Annotated in this window: 17 protein-coding genes and 1 pseudogene; 11 read left to right on the top strand and 7 right to left on the bottom strand. The window is 51.7% G+C overall.

Annotation, left to right across the window (positions count from 1 at the left end):
- Window positions 1–299 precede the first annotated feature (299 nt).
- Both FQ185_RS20105 and FQ185_RS20100 read left to right on the top strand, forming a co-directional pair.
- Entirely contained in the window at window positions 300–539 is a 240-nt protein-coding gene (locus FQ185_RS20105; RefSeq protein WP_065348735.1) for a hypothetical protein, read from the top strand.
- 75 nt (window positions 540–614) lie between these two features.
- Window positions 615–1,661 (top strand): reverse transcriptase family protein, encoded by a 1,047-nt coding sequence (locus tag FQ185_RS20100; RefSeq protein WP_149418950.1) that lies wholly within the window; start codon window positions 615–617, stop codon window positions 1,659–1,661.
- A gap of 11 nt (window positions 1,662–1,672) precedes the next feature.
- On the opposite strand, the gene FQ185_RS20095 is transcribed toward FQ185_RS20100, so the two are convergent.
- Window positions 1,673–1,903, bottom strand: coding sequence for a hypothetical protein (locus FQ185_RS20095; protein ID WP_149418949.1), 231 nt, complete (start codon window positions 1,901–1,903; stop codon window positions 1,673–1,675).
- 1,156 nt (window positions 1,904–3,059) lie between these two features.
- Between FQ185_RS20095 and FQ185_RS20085 the strand changes: the two genes are divergently transcribed.
- A complete protein-coding gene (locus tag FQ185_RS20085) occupies window positions 3,060–3,302 on the top strand; it encodes a hypothetical protein (protein ID WP_044423196.1) in 243 nt (80 codons plus the stop codon).
- Between the two features lie 65 nt (window positions 3,303–3,367).
- Here FQ185_RS20085 and FQ185_RS20080 read toward each other — a convergent pair whose 3' ends face one another.
- Window positions 3,368–5,737 carry a S8 family peptidase gene (locus tag FQ185_RS20080; RefSeq protein ID WP_256730449.1) on the bottom strand — a complete coding sequence of 790 codons (2,370 nt, stop codon included), beginning with the start codon at window positions 5,735–5,737 and terminating at the stop codon, window positions 3,368–3,370.
- Between the two features lie 142 nt (window positions 5,738–5,879).
- The gene (locus FQ185_RS20075) at window positions 5,880–6,875 is read right to left on the bottom strand and encodes an AAA family ATPase (RefSeq protein WP_149418947.1); all 996 of its coding nucleotides are present in this window, start codon (window positions 6,873–6,875) and stop codon (window positions 5,880–5,882) included.
- Window positions 6,876–7,014: 139 nt separating this feature from the next.
- On the opposite strand from FQ185_RS20075, the gene FQ185_RS20070 reads away from it, so the two are divergent.
- Window positions 7,015–7,644, top strand: coding sequence for an HAD family hydrolase (locus tag FQ185_RS20070; protein WP_149418946.1), 630 nt, complete (start codon window positions 7,015–7,017; stop codon window positions 7,642–7,644).
- Window positions 7,645–7,698: 54 nt separating this feature from the next.
- Here the strand turns inward: FQ185_RS20070 and FQ185_RS20065 are convergent, their stop codons facing one another.
- Window positions 7,699–8,745 carry a hypothetical protein gene (locus FQ185_RS20065; protein WP_149418945.1) on the bottom strand — a complete coding sequence of 349 codons (1,047 nt, stop codon included), beginning with the start codon at window positions 8,743–8,745 and terminating at the stop codon, window positions 7,699–7,701.
- 184 nt (window positions 8,746–8,929) lie between these two features.
- On the opposite strand from FQ185_RS20065, the gene FQ185_RS20060 reads away from it, so the two are divergent.
- From FQ185_RS20060 to FQ185_RS20035, 7 genes and pseudogenes are all read left to right on the top strand, one after another.
- Window positions 8,930–9,652 (top strand): hypothetical protein, encoded by a 723-nt coding sequence (locus FQ185_RS20060; RefSeq protein WP_017684566.1) that lies wholly within the window; start codon window positions 8,930–8,932, stop codon window positions 9,650–9,652.
- 1 nt (window position 9,653) lies between these two features.
- Entirely contained in the window at window positions 9,654–11,609 is a 1,956-nt protein-coding gene (locus FQ185_RS20055; protein ID WP_149418944.1) for a DDE-type integrase/transposase/recombinase, read from the top strand.
- The gene (locus FQ185_RS20050) at window positions 11,606–12,544 is read left to right on the top strand and encodes a TniB family NTP-binding protein (protein ID WP_178113566.1); all 939 of its coding nucleotides are present in this window, start codon (window positions 11,606–11,608) and stop codon (window positions 12,542–12,544) included. The genes FQ185_RS20055 and FQ185_RS20050 overlap by 4 nt, the downstream gene beginning before the upstream one ends.
- Window positions 12,545–12,556: 12 nt before the next feature.
- Window positions 12,557–12,901: pseudogene (locus tag FQ185_RS30695) on the top strand (TniQ family protein); the annotation flags it as partial.
- A 129-nt stretch (window positions 12,902–13,030) separates the two neighbouring features.
- Window positions 13,031–14,443 (top strand): hypothetical protein, encoded by a 1,413-nt coding sequence (locus FQ185_RS20045; RefSeq protein ID WP_256730457.1) that lies wholly within the window; start codon window positions 13,031–13,033, stop codon window positions 14,441–14,443.
- 51 nt (window positions 14,444–14,494) lie between these two features.
- Window positions 14,495–14,893: a hypothetical protein gene (locus FQ185_RS31115; protein ID WP_149418942.1), complete on the top strand. Its 399-nt coding sequence runs from the start codon at window positions 14,495–14,497 to the stop codon at window positions 14,891–14,893.
- A 127-nt stretch (window positions 14,894–15,020) separates the two neighbouring features.
- The gene (locus tag FQ185_RS20035) at window positions 15,021–15,758 is read left to right on the top strand and encodes a metallophosphoesterase (protein ID WP_057444991.1); all 738 of its coding nucleotides are present in this window, start codon (window positions 15,021–15,023) and stop codon (window positions 15,756–15,758) included.
- 802 nt (window positions 15,759–16,560) lie between these two features.
- Here FQ185_RS20035 and FQ185_RS20025 read toward each other — a convergent pair.
- The 3 genes from FQ185_RS20025 to FQ185_RS20015 are packed head-to-tail and all read right to left on the bottom strand — an operon-like array spanning window position 16,561 to window position 19,987.
- A complete protein-coding gene (locus tag FQ185_RS20025; protein ID WP_149418941.1) occupies window positions 16,561–17,529 on the bottom strand; it encodes a plasmid partitioning protein RepB C-terminal domain-containing protein in 969 nt (322 codons plus the stop codon).
- Window positions 17,529–18,434, bottom strand: a complete 906-nt coding sequence (locus FQ185_RS20020; RefSeq protein ID WP_149418940.1) for a plasmid partitioning protein RepB C-terminal domain-containing protein — start codon at window positions 18,432–18,434, stop codon at window positions 17,529–17,531. Before FQ185_RS20020 ends, FQ185_RS20025 begins: the two co-directional genes overlap by 1 nt.
- Entirely contained in the window at window positions 18,431–19,987 is a 1,557-nt protein-coding gene (locus tag FQ185_RS20015) for a recombinase family protein (RefSeq protein WP_149418989.1), read from the bottom strand. The genes FQ185_RS20020 and FQ185_RS20015 overlap by 4 nt, the downstream gene beginning before the upstream one ends.
- Between the last annotated feature and the right edge of the window lie 495 nt (window positions 19,988–20,482).

Genomic DNA, 20,482 nt, shown 5'->3' with positions numbered 1-20,482 from the left:
TTTAAACATGGTTAAGAATCGGGCTTGCAGTTGGTGGTCGGGAAACTGACCAGCTTTGGTGTTCTCCAGAGCTACCTTCGCCACACACCTGTCGTCATCCCGATGTGCTCAGCGCTGAGGGTTTCGTGGCAAATGTCACGAGGCTGTCAGCGATGCTCCATCGGTGAATTGACAGAAATGCGGCGGACGGCTTATCAAGGATTTGATAAGCAGAACTGTGGTTTGTAGCGGCATCTTCAAAGTTCCATTCGGCCCGGAATACCTGGCGGCGGAGTAATCCACCGTAAGGAACTGTAACCATGAAGAAGGTAAAGAATGCTGTCGATACTCGTATCCATCAGCACATGCACAACACTGAAGATGCCCGCGTCATCGTACAAACTGTTCCCCAGCAACCGAGTCAGCGCAAATGGGTCAAGATGAAGGCTGTTGCCAAACCGGTGGCAAAATTTATCCTGTACCGTTCTGCAATCTGGGTCTGGGATCACTCAGGGAGTATTTGGGATTGGCTTTGCAGTAATGTAGGGTTCTTCCTATGACGCAACAAACCACATCATTCGAATTCTAGTGAGGCCGATCCAGTGATCGGCCTCACGTCATTTTGGGGACAGGAAATGGACGCTCCGCTTTATCCCTTCAAACCGATCTACAGCCTAAAGGCGCTGTCATTGACCCTTGGCGAACCCGCCGAACTCCTCGAAAGCTTGGCCAGGCGCAGCTCCAACTTGTACCGTCATGTGCCGCAAACCAAGAAAGACGGCACTCCCCGTGATACCTATGATGCCTACGAGCCGTTGAAAGCCATTCAGCGCAAGATCGTTGATCGACTGCTGGCTCGCGTTCGCTTTCCAGGCTATCTCCATGGCGGGATCAAGGATCCGGTTAAACGCCGCAGTATTTACTCCAATGCACACATCCACGGTCGTGCCCAGTGCGTGGTGCTTCAGGACATTAAAGACTTTTTCCCTTCCATCAAGACGCAGCATGTTCAGCAATTGTTCGTGGGCTTGTTCGGGTTTTCCGAGGCGGTGGCAGGCATCTTGGCGCTGCTGACAACCCGTCATGGCGTCGTGCCGCAAGGTGCCAGCAGCAGTAGCTATATAGCCAACCTGGTGTTCTGGGATATCGAACCGGCATTGGTGGCCAAGTTGAATGCGCAGGGATTCAATTATTCTAGGTTCGCGGATGACATCACCATCACCTCCATTAAGCCCATCGATTCATCAGCGCTAACAAGCATCGTCTCGGCGGTCACCCACATGCTGGCGCAGAAGGGCTGCTACCAGAAGCGTTCAAAGTTGCATATTCGCAAGCGCGGACAAACGGTGCTCTCCAAAAATGGATTCGAGTCTTTGACCGTTACCGGGCTGACGATCTTTAACGCAATCCCAGGCATACCCAAGGCCGAGCGTAAGGCGATTCGGGCGGTAGTAAAACAGTTGGAGGATCAGGCGACGCAGGGTACGGCGTGGACAGAGCTGGAGCCTTTGGTTCGCCGTGCGATGGGCCGTGTAGGACGCTTGATTGCCTGTTCGCATCCCGATGGTGAACGCCTTAAACAACGACTGCATACACTCAAAGTCCGCAGCCAGGTTGCGCTTTTGGATCGCTACGCTGCGGCACTGCAAGACCTGGCGGTTACAGGTCAGTTACCCGGTTAATGCGACTTTCCTTAGAGTTCGACCGTCAGCATCTTGATGCCCACGCCTGCGCAGAACCGCCCAACGGCGGTCAGTGAGCGCCAGTAGCGCACCGGTTCACGCCGTGACCGCACCGGCAGCCACTTGGCGCCGAGGCGCAGTTCCAGGCGCCAGGCCTCGCCCTCGCGTAGCACGCGAAACTCCCGCGCCGCCCCAGTCTCGACCAGGGCCGCCAGGGTTTCCTGCGCAATGGCTTTCTTCATCAGCCGCCCCTTCGTTCCACTGCTACGCCATGCCCCACCCTTCTGCTATAGCGTATGACCGAGATCCGGTCTCCGGAGTGGTAGCGGCTGTCGACCGTGTCCGCCCCCCACGTGGGGGCTGATTGACCATAACGTCCAATTATGTGCAGCGCGAATCGTAGAGAGCTTAGGAATGGCCCTGTCGTTCCTGAGCCTTACAAAAGGCTAACGCCATGGCCGTGGTCGCTGGCGCGCGTTCAGTCGATTTCTTCGGTTCACGCTGGACGTTGGGCCGTCGTGGATTGGACGGCTTATTCAACGATGCCGTTCGCTTATCTGTGAGTGTGGGTCTCGCCGACCCAACCGATGTACTTCGGCCTTCTCTCGCTTGGGCAAGCAGAGCGTACACGTCGAGGGTGATCGGAGACCCCTGCGTGAGAAGGATCGACAGCTGAAAGTGGCCGTCGCCTAGGGTTTTAATCTGCGCTAGGTTGTGCTCGGACAGCGCCTGATGGTGTTGATGGTGTGTCACGAGCCGCCTTAGATAGAGGAACAGGTGCTGCCCCTGACGGACTCCGGTCAGCTTAAGGTAGTCTTTGTCGATGCCCACGACCGCCTCGATAATGAACGGTTGCCATCCGGCACGCTGCCATGCGTAAACGGTTGACTGACCTGTCATCCTCGATGAGTGAGGAGCTTTCGCTGGAGGGGTGATAGTGTCGGTGCAGGGGTGTTTTGGCCAAGGAGGGCCCAACTCGTCGAAGAAAACTCGGCCACCACTGGGCGATTGATAAAAGAACACTGCAGTCCCGCACACCGGGCAGCCGGCGTTGGGATTGACGTAACTGTGATAGGTATTGGTAAGCGAAATTAACCAGGCGCCGTGAGTCGCTTGCGCGTTATAGGCATTAGTGGATCGTCCTGGGTGTCCATCACCGCCCCAGCCGCAGCTGCAGTTTTTGGGGTGATTCCATGCATTACACATGAGTACTCCTTGTGATTGCCGGCGATTTTCTGATCTCTCAGTCTTTGGCTGTTCTATGTCCTGACGTGACCAGCTCGTTGGGGGGCCCACACACGCTGTAATGCTGATGGCGTATTGATATCTCAGGGTGACCCCAGTACGATCGCTTAGAAATCGATACGAAAGAAATCAATCGCAAAGGAACGCTTGGAAATGGCTAAAAGTGCTCACGTTATTGCCACCGATATCGACGGTTTTATGAAAAAGAAAACGTTGAATGTATGGACATTACCTTGGGCCCAGCTTTACGAGGTTGCTTCCCGTGAGCGTATCAAGGAGGCATTTCAGGACGATCTGAGGGCAGCATTGAAGGGCCATGCGCTCGAAATCACCTATGGCACAAATGCTGTCGTCATCCACCGTGACTCAAATTTCGGCCCACAGAGCTGGGGTTAAGTACAAAGTCCGTCCTCCGATGCAAGGCATAAGCTTCTCCCCAGCTGCCTATGCGGATCATACCGTTACACCAGAACGACATTTTCTGGAGTGATCTTGGCAGCGATTACGCTGTAAATGTCAGTATCAACCTCAGGGACTTTGATCGAAATAATTAGCGCATATCGTGCCGGGCTGTCATATCGCTCCAAAGCCCCCCTAGTCTTCCACCATCCTAATGATGGGTACACGGCAAGATAGCCACGGCTTGCTAGCTCAGCTGCAGTGCCTTTCCAAGTGTCCTGATGAAGCGAGCCACGATGGCGTTTCTGTTTACCTAGAGTCCACGCCGGGTCGTTGTCATGGTTCGGCACTCCATTTTCATCGTCGAGCGCAGCGGCATTTACCCTGGCTCTGAACCGAGGGACATCCTCCGTTGGGCGTTTTACGTCGAAGCGAAGACCGTGGGATTCATATCGATAGCGAGATCTTCCGCGGGCGGATGGATTAGGTTCGATGAAGTAGGACAACGTGACGGTCATCTCAACGTCGGTTGCCCCCAATGCTTCAAGTTCGTCCTTAGGCCAGGGTAGCTTGTGCAGGTGCATTTCTCGTGGAGAGGGATCTTTCCCTCTCAACTTCTTAAAGGGTTGGAGGGTGTCCTCGACAATCAGCGTCAGCGAGTTAGATGCGCTCCATTGGGCACGCTCCAGGCTGGGCACGCCAAAGCCACAATGCCTAACCAGACGTTCGTAATCCTGTTTTGTTGGGTTACGATTTTGCGGAAGAAACATCTGCTTCATCGCATCAGTCCATTCAGCAGAATGAACGATCAAAGCCCGAATGCTTTCAGGCCAGCGCCCTGGGTATGCGGCCATTAACTGAGCCGCCATCCGGGAACAAAGCGACGTCGCAGCGCTGGTGGCAGTGGCTAAGGTGAGATGGCGGTCGACTGGGTGGTTATGGGTGGTCAGCAGTGATAGCTCCCCTGCTGTAGCAGGGCCCAACAACTCATCATGGATCAGATTACCTCCCTCGAAGAGCACGTCGGGTTTCAGGGGATAATGGTTAATCCAATTCTGCGACGTCGTGCTGAAGGGGCTGAGGCCGCCCTTTGCGGCAACAGCTCTCAGGCCTGGTGGGAGCTCTACCAGATCTGTAAATGCCCCCACAGTTAATGAGTTCCAAGCCTGTGCAGGGTCACAAATGCCCATCAACGTATTGCTGCTTGGGTAGTCCATCCATTCGCTGGATTCTCGAATGTTACCTGCCGATACAACGAATAGTCGTGGGCTTGCACCCTGTGCATCTGCGTCGAAGGCAAGCCGATCGAGAGCCGATGACCAGGATGACGGGCGGCCCCGATCTCGACCGTCCACGGTAGTGACTGCCATGCTGAACAATCGTGTTCTTAGGGGCGCAGTTATCTCAGCCCTGGATACAGCTTCGACTGTATTGAACCCGAAATTCTTCTCATCTCCAGCATTTGCTCCGTCGCTTGGTAGCAGCTTCACAGACTCAAGGCGATGTTCAATGATCAGAGGTTCCGCTGATCTTAATGTATGGGTTAAATCGCCATAAAGGGCTAGTCCAGCCATGCTGGTGCCATGGCCATGGCGATCATCAACACCCCAATCCGGCTCGATAGTGTGAAGGTCTGGTTCCACAAGTGCTGGAGTTAAAAGTGGGTGGCCGTGGTTCACACCCGTATCAAGAATGCAGATGTGCGGAGTATGCTTTGAGGCGGTGAAGGTTGTTCTGCCTAGAAGTTCAGCAGCCCATTCGTGCTGCTCTGCAGGTGTAAACGAATCAAAAAAATCTGCCGTTTCCTTTGCCCTGCGTAGTTCAGCGATGCTGTTAAGAGTCAGAACTGACTGCTGTAGCTGTGCTTTGCTGCATTGGATTGTCAGCACTGTTCGTTCTGGGAAATTAAGCCTTCCCTCCAGTACTCGAATACCAAGTAGCTGAGCGGCCTGCATGAAGCCTGCAGCTACCAGGTCGCGATTATCCCTGACGGGTAACCAAGCCTCCCACCATATAATCTCGTTTTCGTCTGTAGGAAAAAATGCTGGAGCATCCGTCCACAGCGCCTCTAGTTGAGCCACATGGATGGATTGAATCGTGTTGACTAGGGCTTTATGGTCAAGGCTTCGACCTGTAGAACCTTTACGATCATCAAGGTACTCGATGATGACCCGTTCAAAATAATCGAGCTTGCCATCCGGGACGAAAACGGTCGCAAAGCCTCTTTCTCCTTCTTCTTTATAATTGAGAAGCTCGATCCCATTGGGTTTATTTGCCAAACTTTCAAAAGCGAGCTTGATATCGTCGAAGCTTTTAAACTGAACTCGGAGACCCACGCCGTCTTGGATTCCAAGTGCCACTTGTTCTTCTTTCGCCTGCTCCGCAACAGGCCGAAGCTGCTGGAGCTGTTCTCGCAAAGCATTGCCGTGCATGGCACGATCACGTGCAGGAAGCGGTGGAGGCCTTACCGGAACCCTATGGGAGGTGAAGGGCTCTGCGGATGATGTATTCTGGGGAAATAGATGCGGGAGGTTTTCTCTGCGTTGATCCGTCATCGCGATACTGCTCTTCGAATTATGTATCGATTAGTGTTTTCTTACTGATCAGCTTCCGTTCTTCCAACATATTTAAGACATCAGAATCCGTGATCGATGCACGGTCATGAATAATTGCATCTTTGAGGGTATCGTCTGCCGCCCGTGCCACGTCGGCATAGCTCAGACCGCTGGCTTTATCTGCGAGCTTTGACCAAGCCAACCGTTTCGGTTTAAAGGCGGATAAACGATTCTTTAGCACTGCAATGATTTGCTCTGCTTCGGGAAGTCCGTACTGGATCATGTCGTCAAACCGACGGAACAAGGCGTAGTCCAAAATCTCGGGGTGGTTTGTAGCCGCGATTACCAGACTGTGGGACTGATCCTGCTCCAGCATTTGCAAAAAACTATTCAAAACGCGCCGTATCTCGCCGACGTCATTTGCCTGGCCACGTTGCGAACCGATGGCATCGAACTCGTCAAAAAAATAGACACCGCGTACTTCCGTTATGGCATCAAAGACCTGACGCAGTTTGGCGGCGGTCTCCCCCATGAATTTGGTGATCAAGGCATCAAGTCGCACAACAAACAGCGGAACACCCAACTCACCTGCCAATGCAGAGGCGGTCAGTGTTTTGCCAGTGCCTGGCGGCCCGACCAATAACAGTTTCCGGCGAGGTGAAAGCCCATGTGCACGGATCTTCGTATGGTTCTGCTGCTCTTTGATGATCCGATGCAAACGCATAGCAACCTGGTCGTCCAGGATCATGTCGGAAAGTCGAGTTTGTGGATAAGAGGCCTGGAGAAGTCCGACCAACTCACCACGAGGTTGGCTGATAGGGATCGTTTTGTTTAGTACTTTTGAAGAGGGCCGAGCTTTCGCTGCATCGATCAGAGCTTTGAGCTCTTCTGCCAGTTTTCCGTGGCCGAGCTTTGCCTCGTGCGCTGCAACCTGCATCGCGACGGAGAAGAAGTGGCTGTCATCGCCAGTAATGTGGGATTTCAGCAGTGCTTTGAGCTGATCGGCGCTTGCCATAGGTTGACCTCATGCTAGCCGTGCATTATAGGCCTGATTAGGTTTGCCCTGCAGAAAAGTAGCTTCGGCGCAGCAAAAGGCTGGCTTTCTCGAAGGTATTGATTTTCTGGCGTTCGATGTTCTGGAAGGAGTATGCGGTATGAGCCATGTCCAAGCGGCCATCTTTGATGCGTTCGGTACCGTCATACGGATCGAGAACGCGCGCCATCCCTTTCGCCAGCTTCTAAAGCTGGGTATCGCCCAAGGGCGGCGACCTAAGCCGGATGATGCGTCAATGCTAATGCGCCATTCTTGGGGTCTTGCACAGGCCGCTGACCATTTCGGTATTGATGTAACACCGGCAGAGCTTGCGCGAATCCAAGCCGAACTTGATGCCGAGGTCGCTAGCATCCAACCCTTCGCCGACGCCCTCGCCTGCATTGAGGCACTGCAAGCGCGTGGTCTGAAAGTGGCGGTCTGTTCAAATCTGGCCCAGCCCTATGGTGCGGCTATTGAGCGGATCTTTCCGGGGTTGGATGGCTACGGCTTCAGCTATGAGTTAGGGTCGCTCAAGCCAGATCGGCGTATCTACGAGGCAGTGCTGACTGAGTTGGCTGTAGACGCCTGCAAGGTGTGGATGATCGGGGATTCCCAACGCTGTGATCGAGACGGGCCAATAGCCCTCGGAATTAAAGGGCATTATCTAAACCGGACTGGAGCAGGATCGCCATCTGACTTTCGCGATTTGATGGCTTTCAAGCACTCCGTGTTTGAAAGCCGATCGCCTTGATCTCCCAGTTACATCTACAGTTGTGCAGCACCGGTAACGCTTAGCCGATGCAGGTCAGAGACCTAGGTCAATAGCAGCCAATCGGTCAATTTGATCCGACGTTGCATGACCTTGCCCGGCAATCGCCCGTAAGCGCTCTCGAAGTACTTCGGAGTACGGACGATGTTTCGTCGCTGCAGATATAGGCTGGATGTTCCGTAAAGGAATTGTGATGCATGCCTTGCTGCCATCCATAGCTTCCCCAGTGGCGATCAGATCATTTGGCCGAAGCGCACCTCCGCCCTCTGTCATGCTGCCAATCAGGTTGGAGAAGTATTCCTCAAAAAGCACCTCAAGCTTCCCTGATTCGGTCAGATAGGCCAAGAGTAACCATGGATCGTCACTAGTAGGCGAGCCACCCCACCAGATGCTTAGCTCTGCGAGATGCTGAAGCACGGCACTGTCTTTTTCAAAGACATACCAAATCGCTGGGGCTGTGTGCCTGCGAGCCACTGCATGCTCATACAGTTCCCTAGCAACACCGGCAGGATCCCGCCAGCCGCTTCCCTGTTTGCAAAGGACGAGGGCGCTCGGTTGTCCGTTTTTTGTGTGGATAAAATATCCAGGACAGGAGCCGAGGCTTGGTTTGAGTCTGAACGCTGTACCCCGATACGAATCGAAATGCACCAAATCTGACGATGCTACCCAGGCATCCATTCGCGCCATAAAACCAAGCTGAGACGGCCCGACTAGGTTGCTTTCTGTGGAGCTTTTTTTTTCGCCAAGCTTGACCCGACGAATAGCTTGTTCTAGCTCAGGCAGCTTAGTCCTGTTGGCCAGGACACTTTCCAATCGAGACTGCGCGCCCGAGGGATCGGCTCCCCATAACTTAGATAACAGCTCTAACGAGGCGTAACCGCACTGAATTTGTTCTGGCTTTACCCCAGGTAGCACCTCATGGATGAAGCGGCCTGCAGACCTTATTCGTGCAAGTGTTTTTGGCTTCACACCCAGATGATCTGCCAACTCTGGTGTGCCTACGGACTTATCTCCCGAGAGGTTTTCGAAGGCGATTGCTTCCAAATAGGTGCCGTACCAGGTGGTGTCCACTTTTCTACCCATGCCAACCCCTTTTGTTTGGACGGAAAACTATTGACAGGCTGGCCGGCCAGCAGTATTCCTATACGCCGATTGTTTGGACTCTACAGAATCCAGTCGGAGTTTGGGGTTTGGCGCTTACGGCGTCAAGCATCGCCATGGTGCACACCGCATTGACGGTGCTTTCTTAAGATTTTGGAGTTGTGTTATGCCCGTCAGAAATAAGGGCGTTAAGCCTGTACGTGACGTTGCCAAGCGTACCAAACGGGGTCGCCGAGCTTATATCGTGCCGACGGATCGCAACGCGAATGGGATTGTCGCGGGCGAGAGTTTTCTTGAGCGCAACCACTTGCTGCTTCTCAGCCTCATGCCTGGATTCACGCGGATATCCGACCAGTCAATCTGTGTCGACCTGGAAAACGAAAATCTGCTTACTAGCCGACAGGACTTGCCCAAGAAAGACGGTAAAAAGGCTGTGGCTTACACTGCTGACAGTGAAATTGAGCGGCATGACGGACAGATCTTTATCTGCGAGAGCAAACCCAGCGCTTTCTTAGAGAAGCACGCGGATAAGCATGCTCGGGCTGAACGCATCTTGGCCACATATGGCAAGCAATTTATCACCTTCACCGAGGAGAAATTCTCTCCGGTGTTCATCTCCAATCTGGAAAATTTGAAAAAGGCGCTTAGTCCTGCTCAAAAGGAACGCGCGGCAGGTGCCTGTGAAAAGGTAGGCATCGCGTTAAAAAATCGTAAGCGGTGGCCGACCCTTGAGCTTAAAGAATCTGGGGCACTATCTAATGCGGACATTTTTTTTGGATTGGCATATGGGGTGCTGAGCGCGGACTTGTCGGAGAATGTTTTCTCGGGGGATGGCTGGGTTAATGCAGCGCATGGCTCGTTGGATCATCTGAAGCTAATGGACATCTGAGATGGCTGCCGTTAATGAAGGGCTCATCAGCTCGCGTCGATACAGGGTTGGCGCTACGGTCATCGGAGCAGATGGTCGTTCGTATGTAATTGGAACGATTAATACCAAAGCACGGCAAGTAGTCCTGATTGGGCAGCTAGGTGAGTCTCATGTCTACCAGGATGACGACTTTCGCAATACAGTCGCTTCGGGGGATCTACGCTCGATCGTGCGTATTGAAACCCCATGTGGGGTAGAAGAGGTTTTTGAACCTCGAATCTTGAGTCCCACAGAAATTAAATCTAGAGATGAGCGGCAGGAGTACATCAGAGTTGTAGAGCAGCTGATTGAGGATTTTACTTGGAAGGATATCTACATTGAGATCCAAAGGCGATATGGCTTGCATCGTACTGTACCGTCAAGAAGATCAATTGAACGATACTGGAGAATTTATAAAGAGTCGTATTCGCCAAACTGCTTAGCTGCACATTTTTCGGATCGTGGGGTTCATCATTCGTTATCGATGGAACCCGAGGTTCAAGAAATCATTCTTAACGTCATCGAGTCAAAGTATTGCAGTAGCAGTAGGTTTAGCATTCAGGATATTGTTCATGCAATTAATATTCGGTGTTCAGAAAAGTCAGCTGAGATCGGTGTTGAACTTGGCGGTGTGTCTAGGCGTACGGTAGGCCGATTCATTGCGAGACTAAATCTGAAAAATATCAAAGGTCGGCTGAACCCCCGCACCTTTCGTTTGATTATGCGAAATGCCTGTAGCTATCTTGATGTCAAAGAGCCTTATGCCCGCGTAGAGGGTGACTCTACGGTTTTGGACATCTTCATTGTCGATGCCTCTGGCAACGTAATTGGTTGCCCTACCTTCTATGCTTTGATTGATACAGCAACAATGACCATTGTTGGAATTCACCTCACCATTCAGGCAGCAAGCCAGGTCGGGTTGATGCAATCCCTACAGTTTGCTTTTAGCCCCAAGGGAGAGCCATTTAGAACGCAATGGAGCTGTGTGCATGAGTGGCCCGCCCCGGCAGATATCCGCACATTGGTTCTGGATAACGGGTCAGATTGCCATGGCCCTATGATCGTTAAAGCGTCGCAACACCTGGGTATGATGTTGGAGTACTGTGTTGCCGGTGCCCCCTACCAGAAACCGTTTATTGAGCGTTTTTTTGGCACGTTGAACACGATGCTGATCAAGAAACTGCCAGGCGCCAAGAAATCACATGACAAGCGGGAAACGCATGGTCTGGAAGACGCACAAAAATCTGCGACCTTGACCATCGAAAAACTTAACGAAGTCATCATCCGCTGGATTACGGATTCATATCATATTAAGAAGAGTGATCGCTTGTCCGAAAAGTTTGGTCAGGAGTTTACTCCATTGCAGGCGTTGACTCGTCTGAGCCAGGAGTACGTAGTTTTTCCAGCCCCTTCGGCTGAAGAATTGATGGAAGCCTGTCGTCATTACTTAGAAGTGAAATTAAGTATCACTCGTGAAGGTATTAACTATCAGCGCCAGTTCTATCAGAACGAGTATGTTTCAGCGCTTTTTAAAACAAACTCTACGGTGAAGGTAGATGTGTGCATTAATCCACTTGACTGTCGGTCGGTTCATATTTATGACCTTGGCTTGAAAGAGTGGGTCACGGTTCAAAATAAGAACCCGAACATGCCTGCTATTAGTTTTGAACAGGCTAAGGAAATCCGTAAGGCACATTATAAGTCAGACTTCGAATTGTCTGGGGAAGATTACGTCATCAATCATATAAATATTATCGAAGATGCCAATGCGCAGAAACGTCCAAAGGGCAAGATTCGCGAGAATCAAAGAGCTCAACGAACAGTCGATAAAGCCAACGCTGCGGCGATCGCTCCTGAGCAACAATTGCCGATTGCTGAAACCGTTCTCGCTGCTGCTCCGACAGAAATCGTAGTTGCGCCCCACCGGAGGAAAAAATGATGGCGAATGAAGTCATTAAGGTGATTCGTTCTGAGGGCTTTTTCCATGGCCGGATGTTGAGGTCATATCAGCGCGCCTTTCAAGTCATTGAAGCCTCCCTTGCCGGTGAGCGGCAAATCTTGCCGATGTTCGGCCCCAGCCGAATAGGCAAAGGAGAAGTCGCTCAGGCACTGATGGCAGACTTTCCCACGCAGGAGGTGAACGGCAAAATCTGTAAGCCGCTGATCCGCGTCACAGCCCCAACGGAACCCAATCAGCGTGCTCTCACGCTAAGTATTATCCGTGGCCTCGGTGGTAGGGTACTGAGCAAATGCAGCACACCGGATTTGTACGATCAAGCGTTGCGCCAGCTAGAGATTGCGAAAGTCAGGGCGATCATCGTCGATGAAGTACAACATCTGGCAGAGCTACACAGCCCACAAAAAGTAAGGGCTCTAGCTGATTTCTTCAAAGTATTAAGTGATGAACTTAACATCTCTCTCGTTTTGCTTGGCCTTCCTGCTGCTGAGCGCTTGCTGGGGCTAAATGAGCAATTACGTGGTCGCAGTTTGGCTACTGAGCTGATCTACCCCTACTCGTGGATTAGTGCTGCTGATCGCCAAGATTTTGCTGCGGGTATTGCGCTTGTGGCTGCTGCGTACAGTGAACAAGGCTGGATATTCGAGCTAAGTGGTGATGTAGCTATCAAGTCCCTTTATGCCTCCTCCTTAGGCCGCTTCGGTATGTTGGTCGATCTCTTCAGCCATGCCGAGACTAATAATGCCAACAAGATAATTGACGTTAGATGTCTAGCTAAGGCCTACCGTAACGCAGTCAATGACCAGCCTTTTTCTGGCAACCCGTTTACACCTGGCACCGTCATTTCGGATCACGATTTGAACGCCGCTTATGTGAAGGTGTTGCGTGAAGCTCATCTCCCTATTCCCCGGCTGTAGAGGGCAACATACATGTCGTTTTTCCAAAATGTGGCCCTCCAACCAGGTGAAAGTCTGAACTCTCTCTTGATGCGAAAAGCGGAGCTCAACGGCTATGGTTGCGCTCAGGCGCTGTTGGGCGAACGAGGGCTCAAGTTAACAGCCGCTTACTCGTCGCCAGAGCTCGCTCAAATCTGCGAATGCTTTGAGCTGAATGAGGAACAGCTCAGTACAACTCTCATCGGCCAAACGCATTACCTTGGTCAACCCAGCTACCTTCGCAATGGCCATTCACCGGTCTGTCCAGAGTGCTTGGCCTCCGATGGATATGCTAAAGATGCTTGGTCTCATTTGCTGGTTACAGCTTGCCCCACCCATGGCACTGTGCTGCTTGGGAACTGCCCCGACTGCGAGAAACCGATCAGTTACCACCGACGGACGCTAGAGCTTTGTGACTGCGGGTATGATCTACGGCTTGCTGTTAGCGTCCAAGCTTCAGAGTTCGCAATGAAATTATCCGCACTGATGGCTGATGCGGGTGTCGGCGAGCACAAAGGGTTTACCGAGATTTGCCGCCGTCAGGGATTCGAACCGCTGTTGCCTGACTTCTTAACGCTACTTGCGAAGCACCAAGCTCAACGAAGCGGTTTGCCGATGGCTAAACCTCGCTTCAGCAGTTCTTCACCTTTGCAAGATTCGCTGGTGATGGTGGGTTGTTTGGAGTCGTTGCTGAGTGATTGGCCAGCACGTTTTGATGCGGCCATGCAAAACCAACTTCGCTCAGGCCATGGCGTTGGTCTCGCCGAACGGATTGGATCTTGGTACAGGGAGTTATTCAGCACCTACTCATCCTCCAGCTTTGATTTCGTTCGAGATCAGTTCAAGGCACAAGTGGCTGAACACTTTGACGGGCGCTTAGGGCTCAACACGCGCGCGATGATGTTTGGGCCTGATAACGCTGAAGCGATGCAGTGGTTCTCAGCGGCAGAGGCGGCGCGCTTGTTAGGAGTTGCTCCAGATATTCTGGCCAACCTAGTGATCAAGCAAGCTGTGATCGGGAGGGTTCACCAGGAAGGTAAGAGTCGCTTTGTCGCCATTCACCGCTCTACGCTTGATCAGATCGCGTCAGCACGTGCTGAATACCTTTCCGCAACCGAGGCTCGCCGTCGACTGAACGTCTCAAAGGTATTTTTTGAGCGTGTCGTGCAAGCCGGAGGCCTCCGCCGGTACAAACGTGATGAGCGGCCTGTGTTAGTCGCGGGCGAATTTTTAGCTACCGAGATTGACGCAGTTGTTGCCCAGCTGATTAAACGGGTGCGTAAGAAAGCTCGGGTTTCTCTCCCCATCGGAATTCAGGACATTTCGGTAAGACACGGCATATCCAATGCCAAGATTGTCGCGGTGCTCCAGGACATTTTGCAGGGAACGATCTGCCCGACGGGGCATGTGCCAGCTCTCCATGGGCTGGCAGGCTTCCAGTTCGATCAGGCCGAAATCGAACAGCGTGTTCGAGACAACAATCCGGATGTCGCGCTCAGCGTAGACCACTTGGCCCAGATATCAGGGTGGAAACCTGCAGTGATCAAGAAATGGATTCAGGGCGGATACCTTAATGCTGTCGAAGAGAAACATGGCAAAGCTAAGCGAGATGTAGTGCCTGTATCCGCGCTTGTTCGTTTTCTTCTGACATACGTTCCAACTGCTGAGATCTCCAAGCAGCTTGAGACCAAAACGCCCTATTTGCTCCAGTCCCTCCGGCCCGCGAAGATCGAATGCATTGTTCCGCCTCAGGAAGCAGGAGGAGCTCATCGTGGCCTGTTATTGCGGAGTGCTGACTTGGCACGCGGAGCTCAACTGCGTAAGCCCACTATCCGAGATTTGGCTAATCAAATGGCCCAGGTGGATTTTATCCAGTGTTAGCCGCCTGTGCGACAACGTAACCGGCGCCAGCTGGCGCATGGAGAGTCTGAAATGCATTACCTCAGTGATGTGGTTGAAGTGCTTTATGGGCCAGGCCAGCCAATGTCTGGTTCCGAAATGAAGAACGATGAGGCGATTGCGTACGTCCGGCAACATTGTCCGCAGGCGCCTTTTTGCTTAGTCCGGGATTGGGTTTGGGTCGATTTGGATGTTAGCGATGTGCAGCGAGCAGATCTGCAAGAAGCCCGTTGTCAGCCCGTGATTTTATATGCCCATACCGTCATACATGACAGTACCGATCAGTGGAGGTGTGGTGACTTTGTTCGAACCTCACCGCTACACGTTTTCCAAGATGGGTTTCTCTTCAAGACGTGCCGCACGGTTTACGTGCTGCTAGGCGGTGGGATGCGCAAGATTTCAGCGCCTGATGTCCTAGAGCGCGTCCTCTAGAGCTGTATGAAATTGCTCGGGGCCTATCTAGCTGACCGAGTTGAAGGATGATCATCGACAAGTTCGCCCATGACAGCTTGCCCATGTCAGACGCCCCGCCACTCAGTGACCGTTTGAGGAAAAGACGATGCGCATTCACCTGCTCTCCGATTTACACAACGAGTTTGAGCCCTACCTACCGTCAAAACTGGATGTGGATTTGGTGATCCTGGCCGGCGATATTGATATCAAAACCCGTGGGGTTGCTTGGGCCGGTAAAGCTTTCACCTGCCCTGTGCTGTATGTGCCTGGCAATCACGAGTACTACGGTGGTCATCTCACCAAGACGCTGGAGAAAATGCGCTTGGCATGTGACAGTCATGTCCAGATTCTTGATCTCGAACAGGTCGTCATAGAAGGCGTCCGCTTTCTGGGTGCCACAGCGTGGACGGATTTTTCAGCTACCGGCAACGCTCCACTGGCATCCATAAGCGCCCAAAATCTAATGAACGATTTTCGGCAAATCCGTACCGAAAATTACCGGCGTATTCGGCCAACTGACTTGGTTGAGAGGTCTGTGAATGCGCGAGAGTGGTTGTGGGCGAGACTGAAAGAGCCATACGACGGCGCGACGGTGGTGATCACACACCATGCTCCTTCGCTACGATCCCTTCAGGACAACCCTCATGCTGGTGGTCATATGGATGCTGCCTATGCAAATCGTTGGGAGCATCTCATGGGTAGCGATCGGGCCAATTTGTGGGTACATGGCCATTCACACACAGCGGTGGACTATGACGTTGAAGGCACCAGAGTGGTATGCAATCCGCGTGGGTATCCAAATGAAGATACCGGTTTCGATGCTGGTTTAGTGGTAACGGTTTAATCGAGGAGAGGTTCAGTGGATAGCCTTTCCCGCTACTCCAGATGCCGCCTGGCTCGGGCTTATAGCTGCTATTTTCCTGAGCTGGTTACGGCTTTTCTTACCAATGTCATCATCGTGTCCTGCAGCGGATATGGCGTAATGTACCGGCATGTGAAGGCAAGTCGAGTAGGATATTTCCAAGACGGTCACAGGTTACGAACCTCTGACATTCTCCATGCAGACCGCTATGGCTCGTTTTGGGCACTGCGGACAGTCAGCGGAAGCTTTTATGTGATTGCCAGTTTTCATCGTAAGGGTGGCCGACAGTCGCTGCAAACATTCCTCAGGCTTCGTTCAAAGGGCATTCATCTGACGCCAGAGCGGTTGCAGTGACAATCATTCTTTCAAATTAATGATACCCGGTGCCTACAACAGTACAGACGGGGAACCCTTGCGAAGAATCGACGGTAACCCGGTTCACGGGACGCGAACTGCGTCTTTCTCATTACCTGGTGGCATGCAGCGGATCAACGGGTCAACCGACCTATAGTTCGCCGTTGAGCGGGTCGTGGCTGAGGATTGCTTCGGCTGGCTCTGTGTCTTATGAGCCGCTTGCGTGCTCATTCAAACGACCTGTCTGGCCGAGGCCAAAGATTTTATGCCGAATTATTAAAATCCAATAATTATTCGTGAGCCATAATTCCAAGACGGAATCTCGGCTTCCACATTACGACGTGCGCCTATGCTCCATTGGATGATCCAATGTCCCTCCAACGAGGTATATCGAATACGAATAGCATCTGGATACATCCGGTTGGCACCATCAACCCTCGGCAGTGGTGCTCTGTGAATCATCTTCGGGCCCGTTGTCTGCCCAAGGCAGTTCGGTCAACTCGGCAATGGACTGGAATTCTTTCAGGTACTCTGGTTGGTGCCGAGCTAACCACCGCACAACGGCAGCGTTGGCGAGAAGCTTGGTCAGGTAGCCTTTTATAACCGTCAAATGAAGGACATCAGGCCCATAGTCCTCTTCGACTGTCTTGATCTGCATCTGCAAGGCAGCTAGCTCGCGCTCCAAGCGTGCCATGGACTCCGCAGAAACCTGATGATCTTGAGAAGGATTTTTTGTCATCACGAGCTGGTCGGGTGGTGTGGCCGCTAATAGTGCTTTAGCAAGGAGAACCGATAGGTTTTTGTTCCCAATCATCAGTTCTGCTGCTTCGATTTGCCTTAAGGGTTTCATCTGCCGTAAAAGGTTAAATACATTGGCCGGGCAGTCCGTGTCACCCAAAAGGGCTACGACCTCTGCGCAAATACCATTAAGCAGGCGAAATCTCTGCCTGATGGTTTGCGGTGATAGCCCGAGGGCTTTACCAAGCCTTTCGGCTGACACGCCTCGTTCCATTGCTCGTACGATCATTTTGTTACTTTGGACAGCGGATAATCGGTTAGTACGTTTATTGTATGAATAAGTATCATCGTCAGTTGCTACCAAGCAATCGACTTTCAGCTCGCCTAAATCTTTCAGCACTTCAATGCGCAGATGGCCATCGAGCAGGAAATATTGTCCACTGGTGCCCGGTGCAGGTGTGACAGCTGGCGGCTCCACTAGTCCTACATCTTGGATAGAGGCAAGAATTTGATGATACTTAGTACTCTCTTTGACCGCAGGACGTAAGACCTTCAGCGGCAGAATATTAATGATTTCGACTCGAACGCATTCGTCCAGAAAAGCATTGTTGGGAACATATATTGGCTGTGTTTTATCAGGGCTTAATTTTCGGTTAGACATCACAAGCCTCCTCCATTCGATAGTCTAGCCTGTATCAGCTTTGGCATCGAATCTAGGTGTTCTGTAGCAAGTAGCTTTTCGAAATCACTGACGGCCAAAAGCTCTTTTATAGCTTGGATTGAGAAAACAACACGGTCGTGAGTAAATGCTGCTTTTTTCACCATCAAACGCTGCCGCTCAGCCTCCCGCTCAAACAAATGCCTCAAGTCAGTTGGGGTAAGCCTTTTTTTCTTATTTTGGCTAACGCCCAAGGGATTTCCGCGTACAAGCTTGTCCTTCTTGGCCCGGAGCTCCAGGAGGTGCCGTAGTTTGGTGATTTTCTTTCCTCTGATCCCTCGTTCGTAAGCGTCGGTGAGTAAATCTTGAATATCACTTTCACTGCTCCGAGCTATATCTGTCGCCATGCTCAATGGGATCAGCCCTGTTTCAACAGCCGAGAGGAGTTTTTCTTCACCTCGCTCAATCAGATTAACAATCATGTTGACCCATGAGGATGTACTACCAATTATGGTTGCGATTTCCGCATCTGTTTTGCCTCGGCCTTTCAAGCGCCCCACTTCATTCATAAGGTCGATCGGACGATGTTGCCTTCGCGCAACGTTTTCCACCAAACTCATGACAAGGCAATCTTCTTCCGCCGCGTCGATCACGAAAGCTGGAATCTCAGTAGCCTCTAGAGCCAGGAACGCTTCTAAACGACCTTGTCCGCATACAAGGTCATAGTTGAAAGACCCTTGAGGTGACACTCTGCGACTGAGAGTAATCGGGCGTTTGAGTCCGACTGTTTTGATATTTTCGATAAGCTCATGGTGGATTTTCTTGTTTCTCGTTCGCGGGTTAAGTATGTGAATTTCTGTGATAGGTATAAGTGCGATACGGTCGCGTGTGGTTAAGGGGACGGTCATTGGCAAGCCTCCTTCAGAGAGCAGCGGGCAGCAAGCCCATCAAGTACATCCAGAGTTTGGAAACAGTAGCTGTCTATCAGAGGACTGTTTTCTTCTGCCATTTTCTGTGGCCAGGCGCCCATGTCTATAAGTGGAACGAGGTAATAGTCCCGGACTTGAAGGTTTACTCGCTCCATGCGCACAGCAATGGTGATATCTGGTGCCAGGCTAATGTCGAATCTCAGTTTCCATCGAAGAGTGCCTGCCGGAGTTGAGTGACAGCGGGCGATAACTACAGATGCCGTCCACTCACCGTTAACTGTTAATACGTCATTCTGAGCACTGATTTCTACACTCGCTCCAGCGTTTTCCAAGTGTTTTATTACGTCTTCAAAAACCTGTGGATGTAGTTGTCGTAGAGACCGATTGATATCCAAATATCGATAATCTCGGTTTGGTGCGTAACCGATGAGGGTATAGGCGCGTAAAAGTCCGCCAAAACGACTTATGTAAACAGTGCTGGAGGGCATGTTGTCCTGCTCGTCAATGAGCATCCCAGATAATGATCCTGCCTGTTGAAGTAAGGCGCGGAGCAGTTCTAGCATTTGAGTATCATCTAGGCGGTGTGAACGCTGCAGGATGATTTCGCGAGCGCAGGTAAAAACCTCTAGTGAAACAATTCCTTGAAATGCGCCATCACAGCGTATCCACTTGTCGGGTGGGTTGCGGCTGCTACGTTTGCGTAGCTTGGATGATGTTTTGTTGTATACGTTGTTGCCAATATATTTCTCATTGGTCAGCACCTCGTGGACGCTGCTACGGCTCCAAGGACGATCAAAGTCGGTGAGCACGCCGTCAGCATTAAGTGCGTTAGCAATTTCGCGTTCGTTCATCCCGTTGTGGATGAATCGGTGATAGATGTGTTGAACGATTTCTATCTCAGCTTCAGGCCCAGGAATCAGGATGACCCTGTCCGTCTGAATGCTTTTTTGCTGCCCCCGCCACAGTTCTGCCTTGAACTCATTTTTCTCATCAATCAGAGCGCGGCGCAGTCCATACCCTGCGGGCCCGCCCTGATGGAAACCCTTTTCCACAAGGCGGCATTGGCCAGCGAAAACTTTCTGAGAGAGTTCGCGACTGTACTCCCCCGCCATTGATCGCTTGATGCCTTTATAAATCGTTGCCATAGGAGAACCATCGTTCTCGAAGGGCTCGGCGCAATACACGACCTGAATGCCGGAGCTGGTACAGAGGTATTCATAATGCGCGCTCTCGTCAGTGTTCTGAAAACGCCCCCAGCGACTTACGTCATAAACCAGAATGACTTGAAACTGAGTATTTCCCGCTTGGACGTCATCAAGCAGCCTACGCAGAGCATCGCGGCCCCCGATATCTAAGCCGCTTTTGCCTTCATCGCGATAGGTTTTTACGATATCCATGCCATGGCTCAGGGCGTAAGCATGAATGGAAGCCGATTGGTTTTCGGTGGAATAGCGTTGGTGATCAGTCGACATGCGAACGTATTCCGCAGCCGCTATCAAGCCGTCGGAGCAGTCTTCTGGTCTTTTTCGCATTGACGGAGAGGACAAGGCAGGCCTCCTCTAGACCAGAAAATTCCGGCCCATTCTATTCAGCCTAGCGTTGCTTTATGACCTGATGGTGACAAGGCATTGAGCAGATGCCTGTCTGGTTACAAGGTCATGGGGTACAGGTTTGCTGACTCCTCCGGCTCAATTGCGTTGCTTTTAAAAGACTGGTGTGGACGACAAAGCCAGTTAGCAATCGGGCTCGAAAAATGCCTGTTCCATGCTGAATGGAATCCCTGTAACCTTAGGGAAATTGCCAATTTGTCAATCTGGGTTGCGCATTGAACTCTCTTTAAGTGGGCGGCGTAGCGGAGATGTAGTGCGGTCAGCGCGCAGTTTTTCTGGCTTGCGGAAAATGACAATAAGTTGCGCTCGTTTGACGGAAGATGACATCTTGTTTGACGCGTTCATGTCATTAATCTTGCCCAATTCGTTCTTAACTCATTGATTTTTATAGCGTGACGGATGACATTTATGTTGCCC

It is taken from the genome of Pseudomonas sp. ANT_H12B, from assembly GCF_008369325.1.
In the GTDB taxonomy this organism is placed as follows: Bacteria; Pseudomonadota; Gammaproteobacteria; order Pseudomonadales; family Pseudomonadaceae; genus Aquipseudomonas.
The sequence above is the reverse complement of the archived record's forward strand: the minus strand, read 5'-3'. Positions and strand labels throughout refer to the sequence as shown.

Bases quoted from the DNA above. Each gene is read 5' to 3' on its own strand.
- FQ185_RS20105 (WP_065348735.1), top strand. From the start codon at position 300: ATGAAGAAGGTAAAGAATGCTGTCGATACTCGTATCCATCAGCACATG.
- FQ185_RS20100 (WP_149418950.1), top strand. From the start codon at position 615: ATGGACGCTCCGCTTTATCCCTTCAAACCGATCTACAGCCTAAAGGCG.
- FQ185_RS20095 (WP_149418949.1), bottom strand. From the start codon at position 1,903: ATGAAGAAAGCCATTGCGCAGGAAACCCTGGCGGCCCTGGTCGAGACT.
- FQ185_RS20085 (WP_044423196.1), top strand. From the start codon at position 3,060: ATGGCTAAAAGTGCTCACGTTATTGCCACCGATATCGACGGTTTTATG.
- FQ185_RS20080 (WP_256730449.1), bottom strand. From the start codon at position 5,737: ATGCACGGCAATGCTTTGCGAGAACAGCTCCAGCAGCTTCGGCCTGTT.
- FQ185_RS20075 (WP_149418947.1), bottom strand. From the start codon at position 6,875: ATGGCAAGCGCCGATCAGCTCAAAGCACTGCTGAAATCCCACATTACT.
- FQ185_RS20070 (WP_149418946.1), top strand. From the start codon at position 7,015: ATGAGCCATGTCCAAGCGGCCATCTTTGATGCGTTCGGTACCGTCATA.
- FQ185_RS20065 (WP_149418945.1), bottom strand. From the start codon at position 8,745: ATGGGTAGAAAAGTGGACACCACCTGGTACGGCACCTATTTGGAAGCA.
- FQ185_RS20060 (WP_017684566.1), top strand. From the start codon at position 8,930: ATGCCCGTCAGAAATAAGGGCGTTAAGCCTGTACGTGACGTTGCCAAG.
- FQ185_RS20055 (WP_149418944.1), top strand. From the start codon at position 9,654: ATGGCTGCCGTTAATGAAGGGCTCATCAGCTCGCGTCGATACAGGGTT.
- FQ185_RS20050 (WP_178113566.1), top strand. From the start codon at position 11,606: ATGATGGCGAATGAAGTCATTAAGGTGATTCGTTCTGAGGGCTTTTTC.
- FQ185_RS20045 (WP_256730457.1), top strand. From the start codon at position 13,031: ATGAAATTATCCGCACTGATGGCTGATGCGGGTGTCGGCGAGCACAAA.
- FQ185_RS31115 (WP_149418942.1), top strand. From the start codon at position 14,495: ATGCATTACCTCAGTGATGTGGTTGAAGTGCTTTATGGGCCAGGCCAG.
- FQ185_RS20035 (WP_057444991.1), top strand. From the start codon at position 15,021: ATGCGCATTCACCTGCTCTCCGATTTACACAACGAGTTTGAGCCCTAC.
- FQ185_RS20025 (WP_149418941.1), bottom strand. From the start codon at position 17,529: ATGTCTAACCGAAAATTAAGCCCTGATAAAACACAGCCAATATATGTT.
- FQ185_RS20020 (WP_149418940.1), bottom strand. From the start codon at position 18,434: ATGACCGTCCCCTTAACCACACGCGACCGTATCGCACTTATACCTATC.
- FQ185_RS20015 (WP_149418989.1), bottom strand. From the start codon at position 19,987: ATGCGAAAAAGACCAGAAGACTGCTCCGACGGCTTGATAGCGGCTGCG.